The sequence below is a fragment of the Salinarimonas sp. NSM genome, assembly GCF_052380005.1.
Taxonomy (GTDB): domain Bacteria; phylum Pseudomonadota; class Alphaproteobacteria; order Rhizobiales; family Beijerinckiaceae; genus Salinarimonas.
On record NZ_JBQTCJ010000031.1, the window covers coordinates 1 to 22,367 of the forward strand.

Below are 22,367 nucleotides of genomic sequence, written 5' to 3' on the forward strand. Positions count from 1 at the left end.
GCCCGCGCCCGCCGAGGAGCCCGCGCCCGCCGAGGAGCCCGCGCCCGCCGAGGAGGCCCTTCAGGAGGAGCCCACCTCCGCGGATTCCGTAGCGGAGGAGCCGGCCGCGGAGGAGCCGACCGCAGAGGAGCCGACCGCGGAGGAGCCGGCCGCGCAGTCGCTGACGGTCGAGGAGCCCGCGTCCGCGGCGCCTGCGGCGACGGAGCCCGCCCCGGCGACCGCACCCGCACCGGCACCTGCGCCCACCGCCGCTCCGGCTCCTGCCCCCGCCCCCACCGCCGCGCCGCCGCCCGCCGCACCCGCTGCGACCGGTCCCGCCCCCGTGCTGCCGGCGGAGCCGACGGCCCCCAGCGCCGAAGGCCTCGGTGCGCTGTTCGGCATCCTCGAGCAGGGGGCGCGCGGGCTCGCCGACGTGCGACGCCAGCGCGAGGAGCGCGTCATCGACGGGCGCACCGTCATCGTCGAGCCCGGGGCGCGCACCATCGTGCGCGAAGGCGACCGGATCATCATCTACAATGACGAGCGAGAACGTCTCGATCGCTACTATGACGACGTGCGCGTGATCGAGCGCGGCGAGCGGCGCATCCTGATCGCGGAGCGCCCCGGTGGCTGGCAGGTGATCACCGAGACGGACGGCCGGGGGAACCTGCTGCGCCGCATCCGCCGCGCACCCGACGGCACCGAGACGGTGCTCATCGACAACCGGCCCGACCGTTTCGCCGACGACGCCGTCTGGCTGCGCGACGAGGAGCTGCGCGGCGATCGGCGGCGGGCTCGGCTTCGCCCGAACGAGCAGCCGTTCCTCGAGGACGAGTGGTCGCTGGCTCTCCCGCCACCGCCGGTCTCGATCCCGCAAGACGAGTACGTCGTCACGTTGGAAGAGGTGGACGCCGGGCTCGTCGGCCCGCCGCCGGAGGTGATCACCGCCTTCAGCGCGCCGCCGGTGGCGCCGCCGCCGCGGACCTACAGCCTCGACGAGGTGCGCTACAATTCCAACCTGCGCGACTACATGCGCCGGGTCGACCTCGACGTCGTCACCTTCGCCACCGGTGCCTGGCGCCTGTCGCAGGATCAGGTGGCGGCGCTCGCCCCCGTCGCGCGGGCCATGCGCCAGGTGCTGGCGCAGGACATGAACGAGATCTTCCTCGTCGAGGGCCACACTGACGCCGTCGGGCCGCAGATCGACAACCTGTCGCTCTCCGACCGCCGCGCCGAGAGCGTCGCCTTCGTCCTCTCGGAAGCCTACGGCATCCCGCCCGAGAATCTCGTCACGCAGGGCTACGGGGAGGAGTTCCTGAAGGTGGCGACGGAGAGCGCCGAGGAGCGCAACCGCCGCGTGGCGATCCGGCGGATCACCCCGCTGATCGAGCAGGCGGCGCGCTGACGCCGGCGCGCCGACGGAGCAGGCAGAGCGACGGGGGAGCGCCGACGACGGCGCTTCCCCGCGCACGCGAGACCTGCGATCCTGACGCGCGCACACCCCCGCTCGCGAGAGGACGCCCGCCCATGCCCCACGATCCCGGCCCCGCCTTCCGCGCCCTGCACCGCCCGGGCGACCCCTTCGTGCTCGCCAACGCCTGGGATCTCGGCTCGGCCCGGATGCTGGCGGCGCTCGGCGCGCAGGCGCTCGGCACCTCGTCGGCGGCCTACGCCTTCACGCTCGGACGCCCGGACATGGGCCACGTCTCCCGCGACGAGATGCTCGCGCACGCGCAGGACCTCGTGTCGGCGACGCCCCTGCCGGTCTCGGCGGACCTCGAGAACGGCTACGGTGACGCACCGGAAGACGTAGCGCGCACCGTGCGGCTCGCCTGCGAGGCGGGGCTCGCCGGGCTCTCGATCGAGGACGTCGCGCCGCCCGCGGGCGAAGCCTACCCGTTCGACCTCGCGGTGGAGCGCATTCGCGCCGGTGCGGCGGCGGCGCGGGCCTGTCCGCGCGACATCGTGCTGCTCGCCCGGGCGGACGGCGTGATGACCGGGGCCTACGATTTCGCCGAGGGCATCCGGCGCCTCCAGGCCTTCGCGGATGCGGGGGCTGACGGCGTCTACCTTCCGGCGCCAGCGTCCCTGGACGACGTGGCGCGCATCTGCGCGAGCGTCGCCGTGCCGGTGAACGCGCTCGCGGCGGGGGGCTTCACCCGGCACACCCGTGCGGACTTCGCCGCGGCGGGCGTGGCGCGGATCTCGCTCGGCTCGGCGCTGGCGCGCGCGACGCACCGGCTGATCAAGGACGCGGCCGAGGCCATGCTCGGGCCGGCGGGGGATTTCTCCCCGCTGTCGCGGAGCATCGCGGGCACGCAGGTCGACGCGCTGCTCGCCTCCGGAGGCCGCGTCAGGTCGGCTTCGTGATCGACGGCAGCCCGCGGCGGGTCGCGCCCGCCTCCTCGCGCACCGGCTGCTTACCTTGGATGAGGTCGCGGATCTCCTGCCCGGTCAGCGTCTCGTACTCGATCAGCGCACGGGCCATGGTCTCGAGCTGGTCGCGCTTCTCCGTGAGGATCCTCCGCGCCTCGGAGAGGCCGTTCTCGACGAAGCGGCGCACCTCCGTGTCGATCTTGCGCGCGGTCGCCTCGGAGACGTGCTGCTGCCGGCCCACCTGCATGCCGAGGAAGACCTCGTCCTGGTTGTCGCCGTAGGAGACCGTGCCGAGCTCCTCCGAGAAGCCCCAGCGGGTCACCATCATCTTGGCGAGCCGCGTCGCCTGGTCGATGTCGGACTGGGCGCCCGACGTCACCTTGTCGCGTCCGAAGATCATCTCCTCGGCCACGCGCCCGCCCATCATGATGGCGAGGCGCGATGTCATCTGCTCGAAGGACATCGACAGCTTGTCGTGCTCGGGCAGCTGCATGACCATGCCCAGCGCGCGCCCGCGCGGGATGATGGTGGCCTTGTGCACCGGGTCGGTCGCCGGGACGTTGAGCGCCACCACCGCATGACCGGCCTCGTGATAGGCGGTGAGCTTCTTCTCGTCCTCGGTCATGACGAGGGTACGGCGCTCCGCGCCCATCATGACCTTGTCCTTGGCGTCCTCGAACTCCTGCATCGTCACGATGCGCTTGCCGCGCCGCGCGGCGAGCAGCGCCGCCTCGTTGACGAGGTTCATCAGGTCGGCGCCCGAGAAGCCCGGCGTGCCCCGCGCGATCACCTTGGTGTCGACGTCGGGCGCGAGCGGGACCTTGCGCACGTGCACCCGCAGGATCTTCTCGCGGCCGGTCACGTCGGGGTTCGGCACGACGATCTGCCGGTCGAAGCGGCCCGGCCGCAGCAGCGCGGGATCGAGCACGTCCGGGCGGTTCGTCGCGGCGATGATGATGACACCCTCGTTCGCCTCGAAGCCGTCCATCTCGACGAGGAGCTGGTTCAGGGTCTGCTCGCGCTCGTCGTTGCCGCCGCCGAGCCCGGCGCCACGGTGACGGCCGACCGCGTCGATCTCGTCGATGAAGATGATGCACGGCGAGTTCTTCTTCGCCTGCTCGAACATGTCGCGCACGCGGCTCGCGCCGACGCCGACGAACATCTCGACGAAGTCCGAGCCCGAGATCGTGAAGAACGGCACGTTCGCCTCGCCCGCGACGGCGCGGGCGGTCAAGGTCTTGCCGGTGCCGGGCGAGCCGACGAGCAGCACGCCGCGCGGGATGCGCCCGCCGAGCCGCTGGAACTTCTGGGGATCGCGCAGGAACTCGACGATCTCCTGGAGATCCTCCTTGGCCTCGTCGATGCCCGCGACGTCGTCGAACGTCACCTTGCCGTGCGCCTCGGTGAGGAGCTTGGCCTTCGACTTGCCGACGGACGTGAGCCCGCCCGCGCCGCCGGCGCCGCCCCCACGCATGCGCCGGAGCAGGAAGAAGAACAGGAAGACGAGCAGCAGGATCGGCAGGAGGGCGCCGATGAGCGAGCCCGCGCCCTCGCTCGGCGGCGGCTCGGCGACGATCTCGACCCCGTTCGCGCGCAGCGCGCCGACGATGTCCGCCCCCTCTGGGACGAAGGATTCGAGCTGGCGGCCCGAGAGCGTCACCGCCTGCACCTCCTGCCCGCGGATGCGCACCGACGTCACCTCGCCGGTCTCCACCGCGGAGACGAACTCCGAGTAGGAGACCTCGGCCGCGTGGGACCGCGACGGCGCGAGCGCGAAAGCAGCCGCGACGAGCGCGGCGGCGAGGAGGGCGACGACGACGCGTCCGCCGGGGATCTTCGATCTGTTCATGCTGCCTTCGTATCCGGGCGCGCCGCCCGGGGGAAGGCGGCATCCAAGTCGTTCCTCGTCGTCTCGCACGTGGTGCCGCGCCGCGGGGGCGTCAAGGCGCGGCTGCCGCGACCAAGACGCACCGGGACGCACCGGGACACGTGCCGAGCCGGGCGTGCGCGCCTCAGCGCGGTCCACGCGGGCGCCGCCGCTGGGCGTACCAGATGGCGACGACGGCGAGCACCACGATGACGACGACCCACCACCACGACTCCAGGCCACCCGTCGTCGGCCCCGGCGCCGCGATGCCCGGATCGTCGGACGTCACGGTCTGGGAGAGCGCGACGGCGGCCCCGGTCATGATCGTGGCGAAGGCGACGAGCGCCTGCAACATCCGGGTCTGCACGGAGCACGCCGCGTGCGTGTCGCCGCTGGAGCGGTTCTCTGCGTCTCGCATCGGGCATCCCTCCCGTGGCGGCGCGCCGCGTGTCGGCGCCTCGCGAGCCCAACGCACCGGGAGGCGATTTCGATGCACCGGCCCGAGGCCGGCGTCTATGCACGGCGCCTTCGCGGGGCCGGCCCCGTCGAGGCCCGCACCACGAGCTCGGTGGCGAGCGGGCCGCTCGCCGATGTCTCGCGCCCGGCGAGCGTCGCCAGCATCGCTTCCGCCGCGACACGGCCGAGATCGCGGCGGGGCTGGCGCACCGTGGTGAGCGCCGGGCGGCACATGGAGGCGAACTCGATGTCGTCGAAACCCGCGACCGAGACGTCCCCCGGCACGGCGAGCCCCGCCTCCTGGAGCGCGCCGACGAGGCCGATCGCCATCGTGTCGTTCGAGGCGAACACCGCCGTCGGGGGCCCCGGGTCTCGCGCGCGGGCGTCGAGGAGCCGCGACGCCGCCGCGACGCCCGCCTCGAGCGTGTAGTCGCCGGGCCAGACGAGATCGGCGTCGTGGGCGATCCCCGCGTCGCGCAGGCCCTCCTCGTATCCGGCGGCGCGCTCGATCTCGAGCACGTTGCCCTCCGGCCCCGCGAGATGGGCGATGCGCCGATGCCCGAGCCCGACGAGATGCGCGACGACGCGCCGCGCGGCCGCGCGGTTGTCGATGACGATCTGCGGGATCGCCGCGTCGGGGATGGCCTCGCACAGTGCGATCGTCGGCATGTCCTGCGCCTCGGGCCCGAGGCGGCGGCCGTTGAGCAGGACGACCCCGTCGACCTGACGGCGCGCGAAGGCGGCGAGCGCGCCGGCGCGCGGCGAGGCGGGCCCGAGATCGGCGATGATCATGCCGTAGCCCGCCGCCGCCAGAGTCTCCTCGATGCCGCGCAGGATGCGCGAGAAGAACACGTTCTCGAGGTCGGGCAGCACGACGAGGACCATGCGCGTCTTCTGCGAGCGCAGCGTGCGCGCCGCCGGGTTCGGCACCCAGCCGAGCCGCGCGACGGCCTCCTCCACCCGCGCGCGCGTCGCCGGTGCGACCCGCTCGGGATGTGCGAGCACGCGCGAGACGGTGGCGGTCGAGACGTCGGCGAGGCGCGCGACGTCGGTGATGCGCACCGGCGCGAGCGCGGGCGAGCCCGGCTCCACCGGTCCCCCGGTCCTCGCCCGCACCGTCGTGCCGCGCTCGTCCATCCCGCCCGCCGCCTCCGGGATCTCTTCGCCTCGTTCAGCGTTTGACAGACGCGCCGACCCGGTGCAAGATCGATGTAATCGATTACACGACCTCGCCAACGAGGCGTCTCCGGGAGGAAGCAGCATGCGATAAGGCACCACGGCCGCCTGACATCCCCCTTCGCGATCGCCGCGGCCCGCGGGCGCACCCCGCCCGGAGGCCGCTCCGCCGTCACGGACCGGGGGGAAGACATGGCGCCCATCCTCAGCGCACGCGACATCTCCAAGTCCTTCGGCCCCGTCGAGGTCCTCGGCGGCATCGACCTCGACCTCGAGCCCGGCCGCGTCCACGCGGTCATCGGCGAGAACGGGGCGGGCAAGTCGACGCTCATGCGCATCCTGTCGGGCCACCTGGCGGCGATGCGCGGGCGGCTCGTTCTCGACGGCGATGAGGTGCGCTTCTCCGACCCCGTCGCGGCGGAGCGGGCGGGCATCGTCCTCGTCCACCAGGAGATCCTGCTCGCGCCCGACCTGACGGTGGCGCAGAACCTCTTCCTGGGACGCGAGCCCCGCCGCGGCCTCTTCGCGGACGACGCCGCCATGGAGCGCCGCGCCGCCGCGGCGCTGGCCGAGCTCGGTGCCGACATCGCGCCCGATACGCCCGTGCGCCGGCTCTCGATCGCGGAGCGCCAGCTCGCGCAGATCGCCCGCGCGCTGGTCGAGCCCTACCGCGTCGTCATCCTGGACGAGCCGACGGCGGTGCTCACCCCGATCGAGTCCGAGGCGCTGTTCTCCGCCATCGACCGCCTGCGCGGGACAGGCGTCGCCATCCTCTACATCTCCCACCGCCTCCCCGAGGTGAAGCGCATATCCGACACGGTCACCGTCCTGCGCGACGGGCGGCACGTGACGACCCGCCCGGCGGCGGAGCTCGAGCCGCTCGACATGGCGCGCCTCATGGTCGGCCGCGAGCTGACGCAGCTCTTTCCCGAGAAGGCCCCGCCCGCGCCCGACGCGCCCGTCCTCCTCGACGTCGAGCGCGTGAGCGTCCCCGGCTTCGCCGAGGACGTCTACTTCCAGGTGCGGGCAGGGGAGATCCTGGGCTTCGGCGGGCTGATCGGTGCGGGGCGCACCGAGCTGCTCGAGGGCGTCATGGGCCTGCGCAAGCGCACGGGCACGGTGCGGATCGACGGACGCGCGCTCCACGCCCGCGGCGCCGGCGAGGCGCTCGACGCCGGGCTCGCCTACCTGTCCGAGGATCGCAAGGGCAAGGGGCTGCTGCTCGATCAGAGCCTGGCTGCGAACCTCACGCTCGCCGCCCTCGCCCGCTTCACGAAGGGCGCCTTCATCGACGCGGGCGCGGAGCGCGCGGCGCTCGACCGCGCCTTCGCGGAGTTCGACATCCGCGCCGGCTCGCGCGAGCTGCGCGCGGGCGAGCTGTCGGGCGGAAACCAGCAGAAGCTGCTCATCGCCAAGATGATGCTCACCGAGCCGCGTATCGTGGTCTTCGACGAGCCGACTCGCGGCATCGACATCGGCACCAAGCAGCAGATCTACGCCTTCGTCGCGGCCCTCGCGGCGGAGGGCGAGGCGGTCGTGGTGATCTCCTCGGAGATGCCCGAGCTGATCGGGCTCGCGCACCGGGTGATCGTGATGCGCCACGGCCGGATCGCCGGGGAGGTCGCCGGCGCGCGGCTCACCGAGGAGGACATCGTCACGCTCGCCACGGGCGTCGGCACGGGCATCGGGAAGGGGGCGGCCGCGGCCGCGTGATGCGCATGGAAGCGACGAGGACGGACGAGACGAGGCCGCACGAGACGACGTCGGTCGGGCCGGGAACGAAAGGCGGGTCGCCGGCGCGCAAGCCGGCGCGGCGCCGGCGCATCGACATGCGGGCGCTCTCGCCCTTCATCGCGCTCGCTGTGCTGCTCGTGCTCGGCGCCCTCACGAGCCCGGTCTTCCTCAGCGTGGAGAACCTCACCAACGTGGCGACCCGCGCCTCCTTCATCGCCATCATCGCGGTGGGCGCGACCTTCGTCATCGCCGCGGGCGGGCTCGATCTCTCGGTCGGCTCGATGGCGGCGCTCACCGCGGGCGTCATGATCCTCGCCATGAACGCGGTTGGCGGCGCCGACGTCTCCACCATCGCGGTGGGCATGGCGGTGGCGCTCGGCGTCGCGCTCGCCTGCGGGCTGTTCAACGGGCTCGTCGTCACCTTCGGGCGCATCGAGCCCTTCATCGTCACGCTCGGCGGCATGGGCATCTACCGCGCGCTCGTCGTGTTCCTCGCCGCCGGCGGCACGATCACGATGACGGACTGGGACCTGCGCGAGACCTACCGCCCGATCTATTTCGGCGACGTGCTCGGCGTGCCGATCCCCGTGATCGTCTTCCTCGTCGTCGCGGCGATCGCGGCCGTCGTCCTCTACAAGACGCCCTTCGGCCGGCACGTCGTCGCCATCGGCTCGAACGAGGACGTGGCACGCTTCTCCGGCGTGCCGATCCGGAGGGTGCGCACGCTCACCTACGTCATCCAGGGCCTGTGCGTCGGCATCGCCATCCTGGTCTACGTGCCGCGGCTGGGCTCGGCCACGCCGACGACGGGGCTCCTGTGGGAATTGCAGGCGATCACCGCCGTCGTCATCGGCGGCACCGCGCTCAAGGGCGGCACGCCCTTCGTGTGGGGCACGGTCGTCGGCGCGCTCATCCTCGAGCTCGTCGCCAACATCATGGTGCTCTCGGACTTCGTCTCCGAATACCTCGTCGGGGCGGTCCAGGGCGCGATCATCATCATCGCCATGCTGGTGCAGCGCTCGCTCCAGCGCGGCCGGTGAGACGCCCTGCCGGCGCGAGCCCGCCGGCCGGGCGGCACGACCCGAGGCTCGAAAGAAAGAACGGGAGAACGCTCACGATGAGGAAGCTCGCGATCACGGCCATCGCCGCGACCGGCGTCGCCTTCGGCGGCGCGGCAGCGGCACAGGACCAGACCTACAAGATCGGCGTCTCGATCCCCGCCGCGACCCACGGCTGGACCGGCGGCGTCGTCTTCCATGCCGAGGAGGCGGCGCAGATGCTCGAGAAGGCCTACCCGGGCCTCGACGTCGTGGTCCAGACCTCGCCGGACGCCCCGTCCCAGGCGAGCGCCATCGAGGACCTCGCCGCGCAGGGCATCGACGCCCTCGTCATCCTGCCCTTCAACTCCGACGAGCTGACCGGGCCCGTCGGGGCGCTCGCCGGCCGCGATGCCGATTTGTTCGTCACCGTGGTCGACCGCGGCCTCGCCGACCCGTCGATCCAGGATCTCTACGTCGCCGGCGACAACCCGGGCTTCGGGCGGGTCGCGGGAGAGTACTTCGTCGAGAACCTCGACGACGGCGCCCAGGTCGTGGTGCTGCGCGGCATCCCCACCGTCATCGACGACGAGCGCAACGAGGCCTTCCGCGCCGCGCTCGAGGGCTCGGGCGTCGAGATCGTGGACAGCCAGTACGCCAACTGGAACCGCGACGACGCCTTCCGGGTGATGCAGGACTTCCTGTCCAAGCACGACCGGATCGACGCCGTCTGGGCCTCGGACGACGACATGGCGCTCGGCGTCATCGAGGCGATCCGCCAAGCGGAGCGTGAGGACATCCAGTTCGTCGTCGGCGGCGCCGGCATGAAGCAGATGGTCCAGCGCGTCATGGAGGGCGACCCGATGATCCCCGTCGACGTGTCCTATCCGCCGTCGATGATCGCCACCGCCATGGCGGTGACCGCCGGCTCGTTCTACTCGCAGGCCCCGGTGCGCGGCACCTACGTTCTCGACGCAGAGCTGATCACCCGGGAGAACGCCGAGCGGTTCCTCTTCGAGGATTCGCCGTTCTGAGGGTAAGCTGAGCCATGAGGGCGTCGGGGGTGGTCGCGCGGCGGAAGCCGCTCGCTCTTCCCCGGCGCCCCACACCCCCGACCCCTCTCCACGAGGGAGAGGGGAGACCGTCGCGCTCGACGTCGACGCTGCGAGCGAGCCTTCGATTGAAAGCCACGACGGCGGACGCACACGCCGACCGACTCCCCTCTCCCTGGTGGAGAGGGGCTGGGGGTGTGGGGCGTGCAGGATAGAACGCGCGGTCGATGCCGGTCACCATTGTCCCGGCACGAAGAGAACGACAGGGAGGACGACCATGAAGACGATGAAGGGCCCGGGCCTGTTCCTCGCCCAGTTCGCGGGCGACGAGGCGCCGTTCGACTCGCTCGACGCGATCTGCCGCTGGGCGGCATCGATCGGCTACAAGGGCGTGCAGATCCCCACCTTCGACCCGCGCCTGTTCGACCTGGAGAAGGCGGCGACGTCGGACGCCTACGTCGACGAGGTGAAGGGCATCGTCGCCGCCCACGGTCTCGCGATCACCGAGCTGTCGACCCACATGCAGGGCCAGCTCGTCGCCGTGCATCCGGCCTATACGGACGCCTTCGACGGCTTCGCGCCCCCGGCGGTGCGCGGCAACCCGGCGGCCCGCACCGAATGGGCGGTTCGCCAGATGAGGCTCGCGGCCGAGGCCTCGCGACGGCTCGGGCTCTCGGCGTCGGTGAGCTTCTCGGGCGCGCTCGCCTGGCCCTACGTCTATCCCTGGCCGCAGCGCCCCGCCGGGCTGATCGAGACCGCCTTCGAGGAGCTGGCGCGCCGCTGGCGGCCGATCCTCGACGCCTACGAGGACGCGGGCTGCGACGTCTGCTTCGAGCTCCATCCCGGCGAGGACCTGCACGACGGCACGAGCTTCGAGCGGTTCCTCGAGGCGGTGGGCGGGCACGCCCGCGCCTGCATCAACTACGACCCGAGCCATTTCCTGCTGCAGGGGCTCGACTACGTCGCCTTCATCGACATCTACCACGAGCGCATCAAGGCCTTCCACGCCAAGGACGCGGAGCTCAACCCGACGGGCCGCCAGGGCGTCTACGGCGGCTATGCCGGCTGGGTCGAGCGTGCCGGCCGCTTCCGCTCGCTGGGCGACGGGCAGATCGATTTCGGGCAGATCTTCTCCAAGCTCGCGCAGTACGACTACGACAGCTGGGCCGTGCTGGAATGGGAGTGCGCCTTGAAGCACCCCGAGGACGGCGCGCGCGAGGGGGCGCAGTTCATCGACGCGCACATCATCCGCGTCACGCAGAAGGCCTTCGACGACTTCGCCGGCGGCGGCACGGACCAGGCCGCCAACCGCCGCATGCTCGGGCTCGGGGAGGCGTGAGATGACGATCGAATCCTCCGGGCAAGACGGATCTTCCGGCACCCGTTCCCGCCGGCTGCGGCTCGGCATGGTGGGCGGCGGGCGCGGCGCGTTCATCGGCGCCGTGCACCGCATCGCCGCGCGCCTCGACGACCGCTGGACCCTCCTCGCCGGCGCGCTCTCCTCCTCCCCGGAGAAGGCGCGGGCGTCGGGCGCGGACCTGCTGCTGCCCCCCGACCGCGTCTACGACGACGCGGCCGCGATGGCGACGGCGGAGGCCGCGCGCGAGGACCGCATCGACGCGGTCGCCATCGTGACGCCGAACCACGCGCATTTCGAGCCGGCGAAGCGCTTCCTCGAGGCGGGCTTCCACGTCATCTGCGACAAGCCGCTGACGACGGGGCTCGAGGAGGCGCGCGAGCTCGCGCGGCTGGCCGGGGAGAAGGGCGTGATCTTCGCGGTCACGCACAACTACACCGGCTATCCCTTGGTGCGCGAGGCGCGCGCGCTGGTACGCTCGGGCGCGCTCGGCGCGATCCGCGTCGTGCAGGTGGAATACGCGCAGGACTGGCTCGCCACCCGCCTCGAGGAGGAGGGCCAGAAGCAGGCCGCTTGGCGCACGGATCCCGCGAGGTCGGGGCCCGCGGGCGCGGTGGGCGACATCGGCTCGCACGCGTTCAACCTCGCGGAGTTCGTCGCGGGTGTGAGGGTGGAGCGGCTCTGCGCCGACCTCACCGCCTTCGCGCCGGGGCGCCGCCTCGACGACAACGCCCACATGCTGCTGCGCTTCGCGGGCGGCGCGCGCGGGGCGCTGTGGTGCTCGCAGGTGGCGGTGGGCGAGGAGAACGCGCTCACGCTGCGCGTCTACGGCGAGACGGGCTCGCTCTCCTGGGCGCAGGAGAACCCCAACATTCTCGTGCACACGCCGCTGGGCGAGCCGCCCCGGCTGATCCGCCGCAACGGCGCCGGCGCGAGCGCGGTCTCCCAGCGCGTCAGCCGCACGCCGTCGGGCCACCCGGAAGGCTATCTCGAGGGCTTCGCCAACCTCTATTCCGACATCGCCGACCAGATCGAGGCCCGCCTCGCCGGTGCGAGCGCGCCCGAGGCGGCCCTCGACGTGCCGACCGTCGACGACGGCGTGCGCGGCGTCGCGTTCATCGAGGCCGCCGTGCGCTCGGCGCGGGCGGACGCCCGCTGGGAGACGATCGAGGGCGGCTGACGCGCACGGTCGACGCGGCCGGGGACGGCCTCAGGCCAGGAACCCCTCGAAGACCATCTGGTCGGCGTGCTCGGTCGCGAGGGTCCGGGCCGCCTCGTCGCGCACGGTCCAGGCTGTGACCGGGATGCCGAGGCGGCGCAGCAGGAAGGGCGGCCCCTCGACGAGGTCCGCCACCTGCCACGACAGGAAATGCGGGCGGGTATCGTCGAAATGCAGCAGGTTGGCGAGCGCATGCTTGCGCTCGGGCGACAGGAAGGCCCAGTCCGGATGGACCCAGCGGGTCTCCGCGACGATCCCGCGCGGAACCCGCGGCGCGACGCGGCGAACTTCGGCCACGACGTCCGGATCGAAGCTCTCGACCACGTACGGCCCGTCGTAGCCCGCCAGCACCTCGAGCGTGCGATGCGTCAGCCGCATGTCTGCGTCGAAGCGGCTCTTGATCTCGACGACGAGCCCGACGCGCCCCGCCACCAGCGCGAGGAACTCGGCGAGCGTCGGCGGCCCCTCGCCGTCGGCGGCGCCGACGAGCGGCATCGCCGCGAGCGCCGCCGCGTGCATGTCGTGGACGCTCCCATCGCCGCCGACGAGGCGGGCGAGGTCGTGGTCGTGGAAGACCACCGCCTCGCCGTCGGCGGTGAGCTGGACGTCGAGCTCGATCGCGTAGCCGCGGGCGATCGCCGCGCGGGCGGCGGCGCGGGAGTTCTCGATCACGCCCGCGGCGCGGTCGTGCAGCCCGCGATGGGCGATGGGGCGCGCGACGAGCCAGCCCGGCGCGGCCTCCAAGGGGGAGGCGCGACCGGCGCTCATGCGTGCGACCGGACCTCGAACATGCCCTCGACCTCGACCGCCGCGTCCATCGGCAGCTCGGCCACGCCGATGGTCGAGCGGGCGTGGCGACCGGCCTCGCCCATGGCCTCGACCATCATGTCGGAGGCGCCGTTCATCACCTGGGCGATGGCGGCGAAGTCGGGCCTGGCGTTGATGAAGCCGCCGAGCCGAACGCAGCGCACGACCTCGTCGAGATCCCCCACCGCCGCCTTGAGCTGGGCGATGAGGTTGAGCGCGCACAGCCGCGCCGCCGCCTGGCCCGCCTCGAGCGACACCTCGCCGCCGAGCTTGCCGAGATGCTCGGGGGCGATCTTGCCGTCCGGCCCGAGGCAGATCTGCCCGGAGACGATGACCAGGCTGCCCGTCCGGACGGCGGGAACATAGTTGGCGACCGGCGCCGCCGCCTGCGGCAGCGACAGGCCCTTCTCGGCCAGGCGGTCCTCGATCCGGCTCATGCGGCTCTCCTCGGCTGTCCCGCGCGCGGGCTCGCGCGCTCGTGTCCGCGCCGATCTGTCACGATCGCGCGGGCGCGCGCAAGGGGCCGGACGGGCGTCCGGGACGACGGGCGCGCATTGCGCGGCGCGCCCGCGGCTTCTACACAGGGGGACGAGTTGCGGGGCTCCGCGAGAGGTCTGGGCATGCGAAGGATCGGTTGCGTCATCGGCGTATCGATGGGCTTGTGTCTCGCGCTGCCGGCAACGGCGGCCACGGCCGTCCCCCTCGCGCAGCACCGCGCGGTCTACGACCTCACGCTGGCACCGGGCGCAGACGGCGTCGAGGCCGCGCGCGGGCGCATCGCGATCGAGTTCTTCGGCTCGGCCTGCGAGGGCTGGACGACCCGCGTACGTCAGGTGACCGCGCTCGACCTCGGGGAGGGCCAGACCCGCACGCTCGATTCGAACAGTGCCACGTTCGAGGAGCCCGACGGCGCGCTCCTCCACTTCCGCTCTGAATCGCGAGCGAACGGGCAACCGCTGAACGCGGTCGACGGCACGGCACGCCGGGTCGCGGGCGACACGCGCATCGTGATCGAGGCGCCGGAGCCCGAGACGATCGTCGAGCCCGGCGCGCCGCTGTTCCCCACGCAGCACATCGCGCGGCTGATCGGCGAGGCGCAGATCGGCGCACCGCTGTTCGCGGCGCGCGTCTTCGACGGCACCGGCGACGGGCGCACCATCTACGACACGCTCGCCGTGATCGGGCCGCCGCTCGCAGCGGCGGAGGCGGACGAGGGGGCCGGCCCGGACGACGTCGGCCCGGAGGCGGCGCTCGGCGACATGGAGCGATGGCCGGTGCGCCTGTCCTATTTCGAGCCCGGCCCGGGCGAGCGCACGCCGGACTACGCGATCGGCTTCACGCTCTTCGCCAACGGCGTCTCCAGCGACCTCAGCCTGGAGTTCGACGGCTTCACGCTGCGCGGCGAGCTCGCCGCGCTCGAGCTGTTCGACCCGCAGGAGTGCCGGTTGTAGAGCATCATCCCGGCGCGTGGAGGCCGGTTGCGGAGGACTGATCGGACGAGGCGAGACGCTGGAGCGCCCGAGCTGATCCCGTCCAGTCGAATGGCGCTCGGTGCGCTACGGCCCGTCGAAGTCCGGCGTGTGAACGACGTGAATCTTGTTGCCTTGCGGGTCGCGAAAATAGGCGCCGTAGTACTCCGGTCCGTAGTGCGGCCGCGCGCCGGGCGGGCCCTCGTCCGTGCCGCCGGTGTCCATCGCCGCCGCGTAGGCCGCGTCCACCGCCGCCCGGCTCGGGGCGATGAAGGAAACCTGGACGCCGTTCCCGGCACGGGACGCTCGGCCGTCGAAAGGACCCTGTGCCCAGAATTGCGGCCAGCTCGTTCCCGTCCGCGTCCAGCATGCACCGGGCCGATTGGTCTCGGACGCTTCGAGGTCGGTGTGGTAGCGGGCGAGGCCGAGCGGCGCGAACACCGCGTCGTAGAAGGCGATGGCGCGCCGAACGTCGTCGGTGCCGACCATCACGTGGCTGAAGATGTCGGTCATGCCATCTGCCTCAGGGTCTCGCGGGCGATGACGAGGCGCTGGATCTCGCTCGTGCCCTCGTAGATGCGGGTGATCCGCGCGTCGCGCGCATGGCGCTCGACGGGATAGTCGCGGCAATAGCCGGCGCCGCCGTGGAGCTGGATCGCCGTGTCGGTGCAGCGATGCGCGGCCTCCGAGGCGAACAGCTTCGCCATCGAGGCCTCCTTGGCGAAGGGCTCGCCCTCGTCCTTGAGGTGCGCCGCCTGCAGGATCAGGAGCCGTGCGGCGGCGAGATCGACCTCGCGGTCGGCGATCATCCATTGCGGGCCCTGCATGTCGGCGATGCGCTGGCCGAACTGGCTGCGCTCGACGCAATAGGCCTTGGCCGCGTCCATCGCCGCGCGCGCGATGCCGAGCGAGAGCGCCGCGACACCGATGCGCCCGCCCGCGAGCTCGCCCACCGCGACGCGGAACCCGTCGTTCTCGCGCCCCATCAGGGCGGAGCCCGGGACGCGGCAGCCCTCCAGATGCACGACGTTCGTCGGCGAGCCGTGCTGGCCCATCTTCTCCTCCGCCCGCCCGACGACGAGCCCGGGCGTACCGGCCTCGACGAGGAAGCAGGAGATGCCCTTGCCGGGCCGCGCGTTCGGATCGGTGACCGCCCAGACGACGAAGATGCCGGCGTACTCGGCCGACGTGATGTAGATCTTCTGCCCGTCGATCACCCAATCGTCCCCGTCGCGGCGCGCGCGGGTGCGCATGGCGGAGGGGTCCGAGCCCGCCTGCGCCTCGGTGAGGCAGAAGGCGCCGGCGGGGTAGGTGCCGTCGGCGAGGCGCGGCAGATGGCGGGCCTTCTGCTCGGGCGAGCCCACCGCCTGGATGACCTCGCCGACCATGTTGGTGACCGAGGTCGAGACCGCGGTGGAGGCGCAGGCGTAGGCGAGCTCCTCGATCGCCAGCGCGAAGGCCACCGTCCCGGCCTGCGAGCCGCCGTGCTCGGCCGAGACGTTGAGCGCGGAGAAGCCGTTCTGCGCGAGCAGGTTCAGGTTCTCCAGCAGCCGCGCGCGCCCCTCCCCGCGGTCGAGCGCCTCGGCGTTCGGCGCGAGCCGATCGCGCGCGATCCGCCGCGCTGCCTCGCGGATCATCTCCTCTTCTTCGGTGAGCGCGAAGTGCATGGGCGACCTCCCGGGTCTCTGGTTTCGCGGGAGATTAGGGAGGACGGAGGCGGGGGGCAATGCGGTCGAGCGACACGACCTTGCCGCGCATGAAGATGCACTTTCTTCCCGAGCGCGCATCGACGAGGCTATAGGAAAATTGCTATAGACAGGAAGGGGAGATGCGCAGCATCGAGTGGGTCGGCTCGTCGCGGCGGGACCTCATGGCGTTGCCGCTCGAAGTTCGGCGGGAATTCGGCCATGCGCTATGGCTCGCACAATCCGGCGAGATGCCTCGAGCGGCGAAGCCGCTCTCCGTCTTCGGCGGCGCGCAGGTCGTCGAAATCGTCGAGGACGAGGGAGGCGACACGTTTCGTGCCATCTACACGGTGCGTTTCGCCGGCGTCGTCTATGTGTTGCACGTCTTCCAGAAGAAATCCCGACGGGGCGTCGCGACGCCCAAGCACGAGATGGACGTCGTGAAGGCGCGGCTGAAGCTGGCCGCGGCGCATCATCATCGAACCCATGATGGAGATGGGTCATGAAGGACGACGAAAACGAAGGCGGCTTCACCGAGACCGTCGAGCGCGGGAGCGGCAACGTCTTTGCGGATCTGGGTTTCGACAACCCCGAGGAGGAGCTGCTCAAGGCACGCATCGTCGCTCATCTTGGCGCGCTGCTGGAGGAGCGTGGTGTCACCCAGACGCAGGCCGCGGATCTCCTCGGCCTGCGACAGCCGGACGTCTCGCGCCTGCTCAGGGGCCGCACCGGAGGCTACACGATCGAGCGGCTTCTTCGTCTCGTGCGCTTGCTGGGCGAGGACGTGACGATCACCGTCGCCAAGCCGGGCGAGCCGCGGACGCGCGGACGCCTCGATCTCGCGATCGGCTAGCTCGACTCCCGCCGATCGGTCCCAAGTCTCCAACCACCGCCCGCTCAGAACCAGTACGGCACCCCGTAATACCCATACACGTTGCGCCCGTATTCCGGGTCGGCCCACGGCGTCTCGTCGCGGCCGTAGCTGGGGGCGGTCTCGAGGTCCTTGGCGTCGAGGTCGACGACGTAGCCGCCCAGCCGGGCGTCGTAGTCGAGCTTGTCCCAGGGCAGCGGGTGGTACCGCTCGCCGATGCCGAGGAAGCCGCCGAAGGACATCACCGCGTAGGCGACCTTGCCCGAGTACTTGTCGACCATGAAGTTGAAGACCGAGCCGAGATGCTCGCCGGCCTCGTTGTAGACCGCCGTGCCCTCGACCTTGTCGGACGCGATCAGGCGCTCGGTCTCGTTCTTGGGGACGTCGCCGCGGGGGCCTGTGACGCTCGTGCCCGCCATGTCGGTCTCCTCTCGCCTCGGGCCTGGAGCCCATCGAGCGGAGGGAACGGCGGGTCGCGGGCGGGGTTCCGACGCCCGCCTTGCCGGCGGCCTCACGCCTGGCCTCAGGCCTGGCCCATCAGCGCCTGCACGTGGGCGGCCACCGATCGGGCCAGCCCCTCGAGGTCGTAGCCACCCTCGAGCAGCGAGACGACGCGGCCCTTGGCCCGGCGCTCGGCGATGTCCATGAGCTTGAGCGTCGCCCACTGGAAGTCGGCCTCGGTGAGCATGACGTTGCCGAGCGGATCGCGCCAATGCGCGTCGAAGCCCGCCGAGATCACGATCAGGTCGGGCCGGAACGCGTCGATGCGGGGCAGCACGCGGGTCTCAAGCGCCTCGCGGAACACGTCCGAGCCGTCGCCGGCGGAGAGCGGCGCGTTGACGATCGTGTCGTGCTCGCCCCGCTCGGAGAGCGCCCCGGTGCCGGGGTAGAGCGGCATCTCGTGGGTGGAGGCGTAGAGGACGGACGGGTCGTCCCAGAAGATGTCCTGCGTGCCGTTGCCGTGGTGCACGTCCCAATCGATGATCGCGACGCGCTCGGCGCCGTGCCGCGCCTGCGCCCGGCGTGCGGCGATCGCGGCGTTGTTGAAGAAGCAGAAGCCCATCGCCCGGGCGCGCTCGGCGTGGTGGCCCGGCGGGCGCATGGCGGCGAAGGCGTTGGTGACCGTGCCGGCCATCACCTCGTCGACCGCCTGGACCGCGGCGCCGGCGCTGCGCAGCGCCGCCTCCAGCGTCCCCGGCGAGAGCACGGTGTCCGAATCGATGGCGACGAGCCCCTCGCGGGGCGAGGCCTGGACGATCGCGTCCACGTAGCGTCGCGGGTGGACGAGGGCGATCGTCTCGTGCTCGGCGCAGGGCGCCTGCTCGCGCACGAGGGTCATGAAGCGCTCGTCCTCGAGCGCGCGCTCGACCACGCGGATCCGGTCCGGCCGCTCGGGATGCCCGAGCGGCGTCTCATGGTCGAGGGCGGCGGGATGGCACACGTAGAGGGTCGGCATGAGCGGCGATGTCCTCGGGCGAGCGGCCTGTTCGGCTCTTGTCGCCGGCATCGTCGCAGCCGCCCCGAAGGCTGTCCATCCCCCGCGGGTTATTCCGCATGGCCGCCGGGCGGAATAGGCCGGCGGCGCGCTGCGGGCGACCTCCTCAGGCCGTGAACGCGCGACCGAACCGGTCGAGGTCCTCCGGGAGCGTCGGCTTCGCCGCCGCCTTCGTCTCGCAGGCCTGCTTCGTCAGCAGGACTCCCTTGAGCGCAGGGAGCGCGATCGGCTTGAAGGCGGTGCCGCGGGCGGGCGCGGCGGGACGAGGTCGGGGGTCGGCTTGGTCGGGCATGATCGGTCCGTTGCTTGCGCGGCGTGCTGTCGGCCGCAGGTCGACGTCTGGCGTGCGAACCGTCCCAGCCTGTGGCGCGATTGTGGCGACGGCTGGGCCGGGCCCGCGTGCATGCCGATCCAGGGTCGACGTGCCTTTTCTGCAACGAGTTCCCCATGGCGCCACCGTGCAATCGGCGGCGCCTCCCGGCATCAGGGGCGCGCCGCCGCGGCCTTGGTCCCGCGGTGCTCGGCCACGTGCGCGGCGAGGTCGACGGCGATCTTGAGGGCGACGAGCAGCGCCAGCGCCAGGATCGGGGCACCGGAGGCCTCGACGGCGAAACCGCCGAAGATGATCGTGACGTGCAGGACCACGACGCGCCCGTAGGGCGCGGCCATCAGGCCGCCGAGCGTCGCGCGGTCCATCTCGCCGCCGACCACGAAGTTGACCATGAAGGAGAGCCCGTGGCTCGCCGCGAGCGCCGCGAGCGGCAGCGCGAGGCCCGGCGCCAGGAGGAGCGCGAAGCCCTCGATGGGCGAGGCACCGGGCGGTCCGAACAGCGTCACGAGGAAGATCCCGTGCACCACGGTGAAGATGCCGTAGTGAAGGGCGAAGAACCCCGCCAAGGCGAGGCCGCCCCGCTCCCCGCGCAGCGACACCAGCGCCATGCGCGCGATGTTGAGCAGGCCGATGACGACGTTCTCCGCCCAGAACAGCATCAGCACGTCGAACACCCGCCAGCCGCCCGCGAGCACGCCGGCGAGCGGAATGAGGTTGGCGAGGACGAGCGCCGCCGAGGAGATCAGGAGCGGGCGGCGCGTTGGGCTCTGCATGCGGGTCTTCCGCTCGGGCGACACGTGTGCCGGCGCGCGGGCGACGGCACACCGCATTTCACCCGCGATCGTCCCGCCTGTCGACGCCCCGCGCCGCGAAAGCGGGGGACGACGTGCGGATCAGCCCTCCGCGAGGTAGCGCTTGGCGAGCACCTTGCCCTCCTCCACCGCCGGCTGGTCGAACGGATCGACGCCGAGCGCCCAGCCGGTGAGGATCGTCTCCAGCATGAAGTGCATGAGGAGGTGGCCCATCGCGCGCTCGTCGAGCGGGTCGACATGGATCGTGCGCACCGGACGGTGGTTGGCCGCGAGCGTGTCCGCCGTGGCGCGGCCCTGCGCCGCGACGAGGTCGCCGATGGTCTTCCCGGCGAAGCCGGGCTGGCCGCCGCGCTCGGCGAGGCCGGCGTCGATGCGCGGTCCCTTCCCAGCCGTTCCGGTCGTGATGACCGTGAAGACCTTGTCATTGGGGCCGCCGAGATAGAGCTGGAGCTGGCTGTGCTGGTCGACCGGGCCGATCGCGGCCACCGGCTGCGAGCCCTTGCCGTCCTTGCCGAGGCTCTCCGCCCAGAGCTGCACCCACCACCGGGTGAAGCGCTCGAGCCGATCGGCGTAGGCCATGACCACCGAGATCGGCTTGGCCTCGAGCGCGAAGGCGATGGCGAAGGCCGCGCCCTCGCCGATCGGGCTGTCGGCCCCGCCCTGCGCGTCCATGACCGGAGCCAGCGCATCGGCGGCGCCGGCGCGGATCGCGGCGATGTCGAGGCCCATCACCGCCGCGGGCAGGAGGCCCACGTTGGTGAGGACGGAATAGCGACCGCCGATGCCGGTGTGGTGGGCCAGGATCGGCGCGCCGACGGGTTCCAGCAGGTCGCGCAGGGCGTTCTTGCCGCCCGCCGGCCGCGGCTCGGAGATGCCCGTGAAGCGCTCGCCCGCGTCGAGGCCGGCAGCCTCGAGGGCGGCGAGCACGGCCATCGTCTGCATCAGCGTCTCGCCGGTGCCTCCGGACTTGGAGATCGCGACGAAGCGCGTCGTCTCGAGCGGCAGCGCCTCGATCAGGCGGCCGAACGTGACGGGGTCGAGGTTGTCCATGAAGTGGATGCGCGGACCCTCGGCGAGACGCCCGACGCCCGGCACCGCGAAGTCCTTCAGCTGCGCCAGCGTCTGCGCGCCGAGCGAGGAGCCGCCGGTGCCGAGGAAGACGACGTCGCTCGCGCCCTCGCGGATGCGGGCGGCGGCCGCGCGGATCTCGTCGAGGTCGCCGGTCTCGCCGGGGATGCCGAGCAGCGGGAGGGCGCCGGAGGCGGCCTCCTCGCGCAGGCGCTTCATCCCGGTCGCCGCCAGCGTCTTGCCCGCCTCGATCGCCGTCTCCGGCACGCCGGCCCCGCCGATGCGCCGGCCGAGCGCGAGGTCGATCGCGTGCTTGAAAGCCATTGCCGTCTCCCTGTTGCCTGTGCGCCGACAGATACGCCGGACGCGGGCCGCGCACCAGCCCCGCGGGCCGATCGCGCGCGGCGATCTCGCGCGTCAACGCGCGAGGCGCGCATCGGGGTGCAAGGAGACGTCGCGGGGCGGCGCAGCGGGGACGACGCTTCAGTTCGGCGCGCCCGCCGTCATGTCGACCACCTGCACGAGGTGATCCGAGTTCCCCTCCGGGTCGAGGCTGCGAAATCGGTCGACGCGCAGGGCGTTGGCGACGAGGAACCAGTCGTTCCGCCACAGCTTCGGCAGCTGGCCGCCGACCCGCCAGGTGGCGGGATAGAGGATGCCGCTCGTCGCGGCCGCGTCGCGGGTCACCGCGAGAAGGCCGCGGTTGTCGCCCATGGCCGGGCTCGTGTTGAAGTCCCCCGCGATGACGAGCGGGTTCGGGTTGCCCGCGACGTCCGCGGTGAGCACGTCGAACTCGTCCTTGCGGATATAGTGGCGCCGGCGGATCTCGGTGTAGAAGCGCGCGCCGAACCAGTCGTCCTCGATGATCAGCTGCACCGGCATGTGGACATTGTAGGTCGACATCACCCCGTCGCCCGCCCGTACGTCGACCCGCAGGGCGTAGGGCGGGGGCGGCAGGAAGATGTCCGAGTCGCTGTCGGGGTTGACGACGGCCCGCTCCACGATGGGCAGGCGCGAGAGCGTCAGCAGCGTGCCGGCCTTGGCCCATTCGTACTCCGGGAACACCGCCTCCAGGTCGGAGAAATCGTCGACGGGGATGGCGAGGTCGCCGTCGCGCAGCATGTGCTCCTGGAGCAGGTAGACGTCGGCGTCGAGCCCGCGCAGGTAGGCGAGCATCGCGTCCCTGTCGCGCGGATCGGTGAGGGTGCCGTCGCGCATCTGGCCCCAATAGTCCGTGTTCATCTGCACGACGCGGATCGAGGCCGGGGACGCGACCGCCACGTCGCGCGGGAGCAGCGCCTGGTAGTTGATCCCCGTCGACTGGTGCGACACCGCGAAGGCCGCGAGCGCCATGACGATCACCGGCAGCCGGCGGCGCCGCAGGAACAGGCCCGCGACGAGCAGGAGCGCGGGGATCGCCGCGAACAGGATCGGCGGAGCCATCCCGGGGATCACCCAGAGCCAGAAGCGCCCGGTCAGCGCCTCGTGGAGGACGGCCCACAGGAGCCAGAGGCCCGACAGGACCAGGATCGCGTTGGGGACGATGCGGTTCGACATGTCGTGGTTCCGTTTCTCG

General features: G+C 72.2%; 23 protein-coding genes. 10 read left to right on the forward strand and 13 right to left on the reverse strand.

The window, feature by feature from the left end; all coding sequences use genetic code 11:
• Both ACTZWW_RS12470 and ACTZWW_RS12475 read left to right on the forward strand, forming a co-directional pair.
• The coding region (locus ACTZWW_RS12470) for an OmpA family protein (RefSeq protein WP_444781279.1) at window positions 1-1,384 on the forward strand (1,384 nt) is incomplete at its 5' end.
• Window positions 1,385-1,506: 122 nt separating this feature from the next.
• Window positions 1,507-2,349 (forward strand): isocitrate lyase/PEP mutase family protein, encoded by an 843-nt coding sequence (locus ACTZWW_RS12475; protein ID WP_444781280.1) that lies wholly within the window; start codon window positions 1,507-1,509, stop codon window positions 2,347-2,349.
• On the opposite strand, the gene ftsH is transcribed toward ACTZWW_RS12475, so the two are convergent.
• The 3 genes from ftsH to ACTZWW_RS12490 form a co-directional block, all read right to left on the reverse strand.
• The gene (gene ftsH / locus ACTZWW_RS12480) at window positions 2,333-4,204 is read right to left on the reverse strand and encodes an ATP-dependent zinc metalloprotease FtsH (RefSeq protein ID WP_444781281.1); all 1,872 of its coding nucleotides are present in this window, start codon (window positions 4,202-4,204) and stop codon (window positions 2,333-2,335) included. The genes ACTZWW_RS12475 and ftsH overlap by 17 nt on opposite strands.
• A 163-nt stretch (window positions 4,205-4,367) precedes the next feature.
• On the reverse strand, window positions 4,368-4,640 hold the full coding sequence (locus ACTZWW_RS12485) for a hypothetical protein (protein ID WP_444781282.1): 273 nt from the start codon (window positions 4,638-4,640) through the stop codon (window positions 4,368-4,370).
• 95 nt (window positions 4,641-4,735) lie between these two features.
• Window positions 4,736-5,815, reverse strand: coding sequence for a LacI family DNA-binding transcriptional regulator (locus tag ACTZWW_RS12490; RefSeq protein WP_444781283.1), 1,080 nt, complete (start codon window positions 5,813-5,815; stop codon window positions 4,736-4,738).
• Between the two features lie 231 nt (window positions 5,816-6,046).
• Between ACTZWW_RS12490 and ACTZWW_RS12495 the strand changes: the two genes are divergently transcribed.
• The 5 genes from ACTZWW_RS12495 to ACTZWW_RS12515 all read left to right on the forward strand — a co-directional run bounded on the left by ACTZWW_RS12495 (window position 6,047) and on the right by ACTZWW_RS12515 (window position 12,214).
• On the forward strand, window positions 6,047-7,567 hold the full coding sequence (locus ACTZWW_RS12495; RefSeq protein ID WP_444781284.1) for a sugar ABC transporter ATP-binding protein: 1,521 nt from the start codon (window positions 6,047-6,049) through the stop codon (window positions 7,565-7,567).
• 116 nt (window positions 7,568-7,683) lie between these two features.
• Window positions 7,684-8,628 carry an ABC transporter permease gene (locus ACTZWW_RS12500; RefSeq protein WP_444781327.1) on the forward strand — a complete coding sequence of 315 codons (945 nt, stop codon included), beginning with the start codon at window positions 7,684-7,686 and terminating at the stop codon, window positions 8,626-8,628.
• A 77-nt stretch (window positions 8,629-8,705) separates the two neighbouring features.
• Entirely contained in the window at window positions 8,706-9,659 is a 954-nt protein-coding gene (locus ACTZWW_RS12505; RefSeq protein ID WP_444781285.1) for a substrate-binding domain-containing protein, read from the forward strand.
• A gap of 295 nt (window positions 9,660-9,954) precedes the next feature.
• Window positions 9,955-11,016 carry a sugar phosphate isomerase/epimerase family protein gene (locus ACTZWW_RS12510; RefSeq protein ID WP_444781286.1) on the forward strand — a complete coding sequence of 354 codons (1,062 nt, stop codon included), beginning with the start codon at window positions 9,955-9,957 and terminating at the stop codon, window positions 11,014-11,016.
• Between the two features lies 1 nt (window position 11,017).
• Window positions 11,018-12,214 (forward strand): Gfo/Idh/MocA family protein, encoded by a 1,197-nt coding sequence (locus ACTZWW_RS12515; RefSeq protein ID WP_444781287.1) that lies wholly within the window; start codon window positions 11,018-11,020, stop codon window positions 12,212-12,214.
• Between the two features lie 30 nt (window positions 12,215-12,244).
• On the opposite strand, the gene ACTZWW_RS12520 is transcribed toward ACTZWW_RS12515, so the two are convergent.
• Both ACTZWW_RS12520 and ACTZWW_RS12525 read right to left on the reverse strand, forming a co-directional pair.
• Window positions 12,245-13,021: a glycerophosphodiester phosphodiesterase family protein gene (locus ACTZWW_RS12520; RefSeq protein WP_444781288.1), complete on the reverse strand. Its 777-nt coding sequence runs from the start codon at window positions 13,019-13,021 to the stop codon at window positions 12,245-12,247.
• Window positions 13,018-13,497, reverse strand: a complete 480-nt coding sequence (locus ACTZWW_RS12525) for a RidA family protein (protein ID WP_444781289.1) — start codon at window positions 13,495-13,497, stop codon at window positions 13,018-13,020. The genes ACTZWW_RS12520 and ACTZWW_RS12525 overlap by 4 nt, the downstream gene beginning before the upstream one ends.
• A gap of 183 nt (window positions 13,498-13,680) precedes the next feature.
• Here ACTZWW_RS12525 and ACTZWW_RS12530 point away from each other — a divergent pair, with 183 nt between their 5' ends.
• On the forward strand, window positions 13,681-14,511 hold the full coding sequence (locus tag ACTZWW_RS12530; protein WP_444781290.1) for a cell envelope integrity EipB family protein: 831 nt from the start codon (window positions 13,681-13,683) through the stop codon (window positions 14,509-14,511).
• Window positions 14,512-14,616: 105 nt separating this feature from the next.
• Here the strand turns inward: ACTZWW_RS12530 and ACTZWW_RS12535 are convergent, their stop codons facing one another.
• Together ACTZWW_RS12535 and ACTZWW_RS12540 are read right to left on the reverse strand one after the other, a co-directional pair.
• Window positions 14,617-15,042 (reverse strand): VOC family protein, encoded by a 426-nt coding sequence (locus tag ACTZWW_RS12535; protein ID WP_444781291.1) that lies wholly within the window; start codon window positions 15,040-15,042, stop codon window positions 14,617-14,619.
• Window positions 15,039-16,196: an acyl-CoA dehydrogenase family protein gene (locus ACTZWW_RS12540; RefSeq protein ID WP_444781292.1), complete on the reverse strand. Its 1,158-nt coding sequence runs from the start codon at window positions 16,194-16,196 to the stop codon at window positions 15,039-15,041. Before ACTZWW_RS12540 ends, ACTZWW_RS12535 begins: the two co-directional genes overlap by 4 nt.
• Before the next feature lie 161 nt (window positions 16,197-16,357).
• Here ACTZWW_RS12540 and ACTZWW_RS12545 point away from each other — a divergent pair, with 161 nt between their 5' ends.
• A complete protein-coding gene (locus ACTZWW_RS12545; protein WP_444781293.1) occupies window positions 16,358-16,720 on the forward strand; it encodes a type II toxin-antitoxin system RelE/ParE family toxin in 363 nt (120 codons plus the stop codon).
• A complete protein-coding gene (locus tag ACTZWW_RS12550; RefSeq protein WP_444781294.1) occupies window positions 16,717-17,067 on the forward strand; it encodes a helix-turn-helix domain-containing protein in 351 nt (116 codons plus the stop codon). The genes ACTZWW_RS12545 and ACTZWW_RS12550 overlap by 4 nt, the downstream gene beginning before the upstream one ends.
• 44 nt (window positions 17,068-17,111) lie before the next feature.
• On the opposite strand, the gene ACTZWW_RS12555 is transcribed toward ACTZWW_RS12550, so the two are convergent.
• From ACTZWW_RS12555 to ACTZWW_RS12580, 6 genes are all read right to left on the reverse strand, one after another.
• The gene (locus tag ACTZWW_RS12555; RefSeq protein WP_444781295.1) at window positions 17,112-17,504 is read right to left on the reverse strand and encodes a PRC-barrel domain-containing protein; all 393 of its coding nucleotides are present in this window, start codon (window positions 17,502-17,504) and stop codon (window positions 17,112-17,114) included.
• Window positions 17,505-17,608: 104 nt separating this feature from the next.
• The gene (locus ACTZWW_RS12560; protein WP_444781296.1) at window positions 17,609-18,541 is read right to left on the reverse strand and encodes a histone deacetylase family protein; all 933 of its coding nucleotides are present in this window, start codon (window positions 18,539-18,541) and stop codon (window positions 17,609-17,611) included.
• Window positions 18,542-18,686: 145 nt separating this feature from the next.
• Window positions 18,687-18,872, reverse strand: coding sequence for a hypothetical protein (locus ACTZWW_RS12565; protein ID WP_444781297.1), 186 nt, complete (start codon window positions 18,870-18,872; stop codon window positions 18,687-18,689).
• Window positions 18,873-19,063: 191 nt separating this feature from the next.
• Window positions 19,064-19,684 (reverse strand): DUF6498-containing protein, encoded by a 621-nt coding sequence (locus tag ACTZWW_RS12570; protein ID WP_444781298.1) that lies wholly within the window; start codon window positions 19,682-19,684, stop codon window positions 19,064-19,066.
• 120 nt (window positions 19,685-19,804) lie between these two features.
• Window positions 19,805-21,115 (reverse strand): glucose-6-phosphate isomerase, encoded by a 1,311-nt coding sequence (locus ACTZWW_RS12575; RefSeq protein WP_444781299.1) that lies wholly within the window; start codon window positions 21,113-21,115, stop codon window positions 19,805-19,807.
• Window positions 21,116-21,274: 159 nt separating this feature from the next.
• Window positions 21,275-22,348 carry an endonuclease/exonuclease/phosphatase family protein gene (locus ACTZWW_RS12580; RefSeq protein ID WP_444781300.1) on the reverse strand — a complete coding sequence of 358 codons (1,074 nt, stop codon included), beginning with the start codon at window positions 22,346-22,348 and terminating at the stop codon, window positions 21,275-21,277.
• Window positions 22,349-22,367 lie beyond the last annotated feature (19 nt).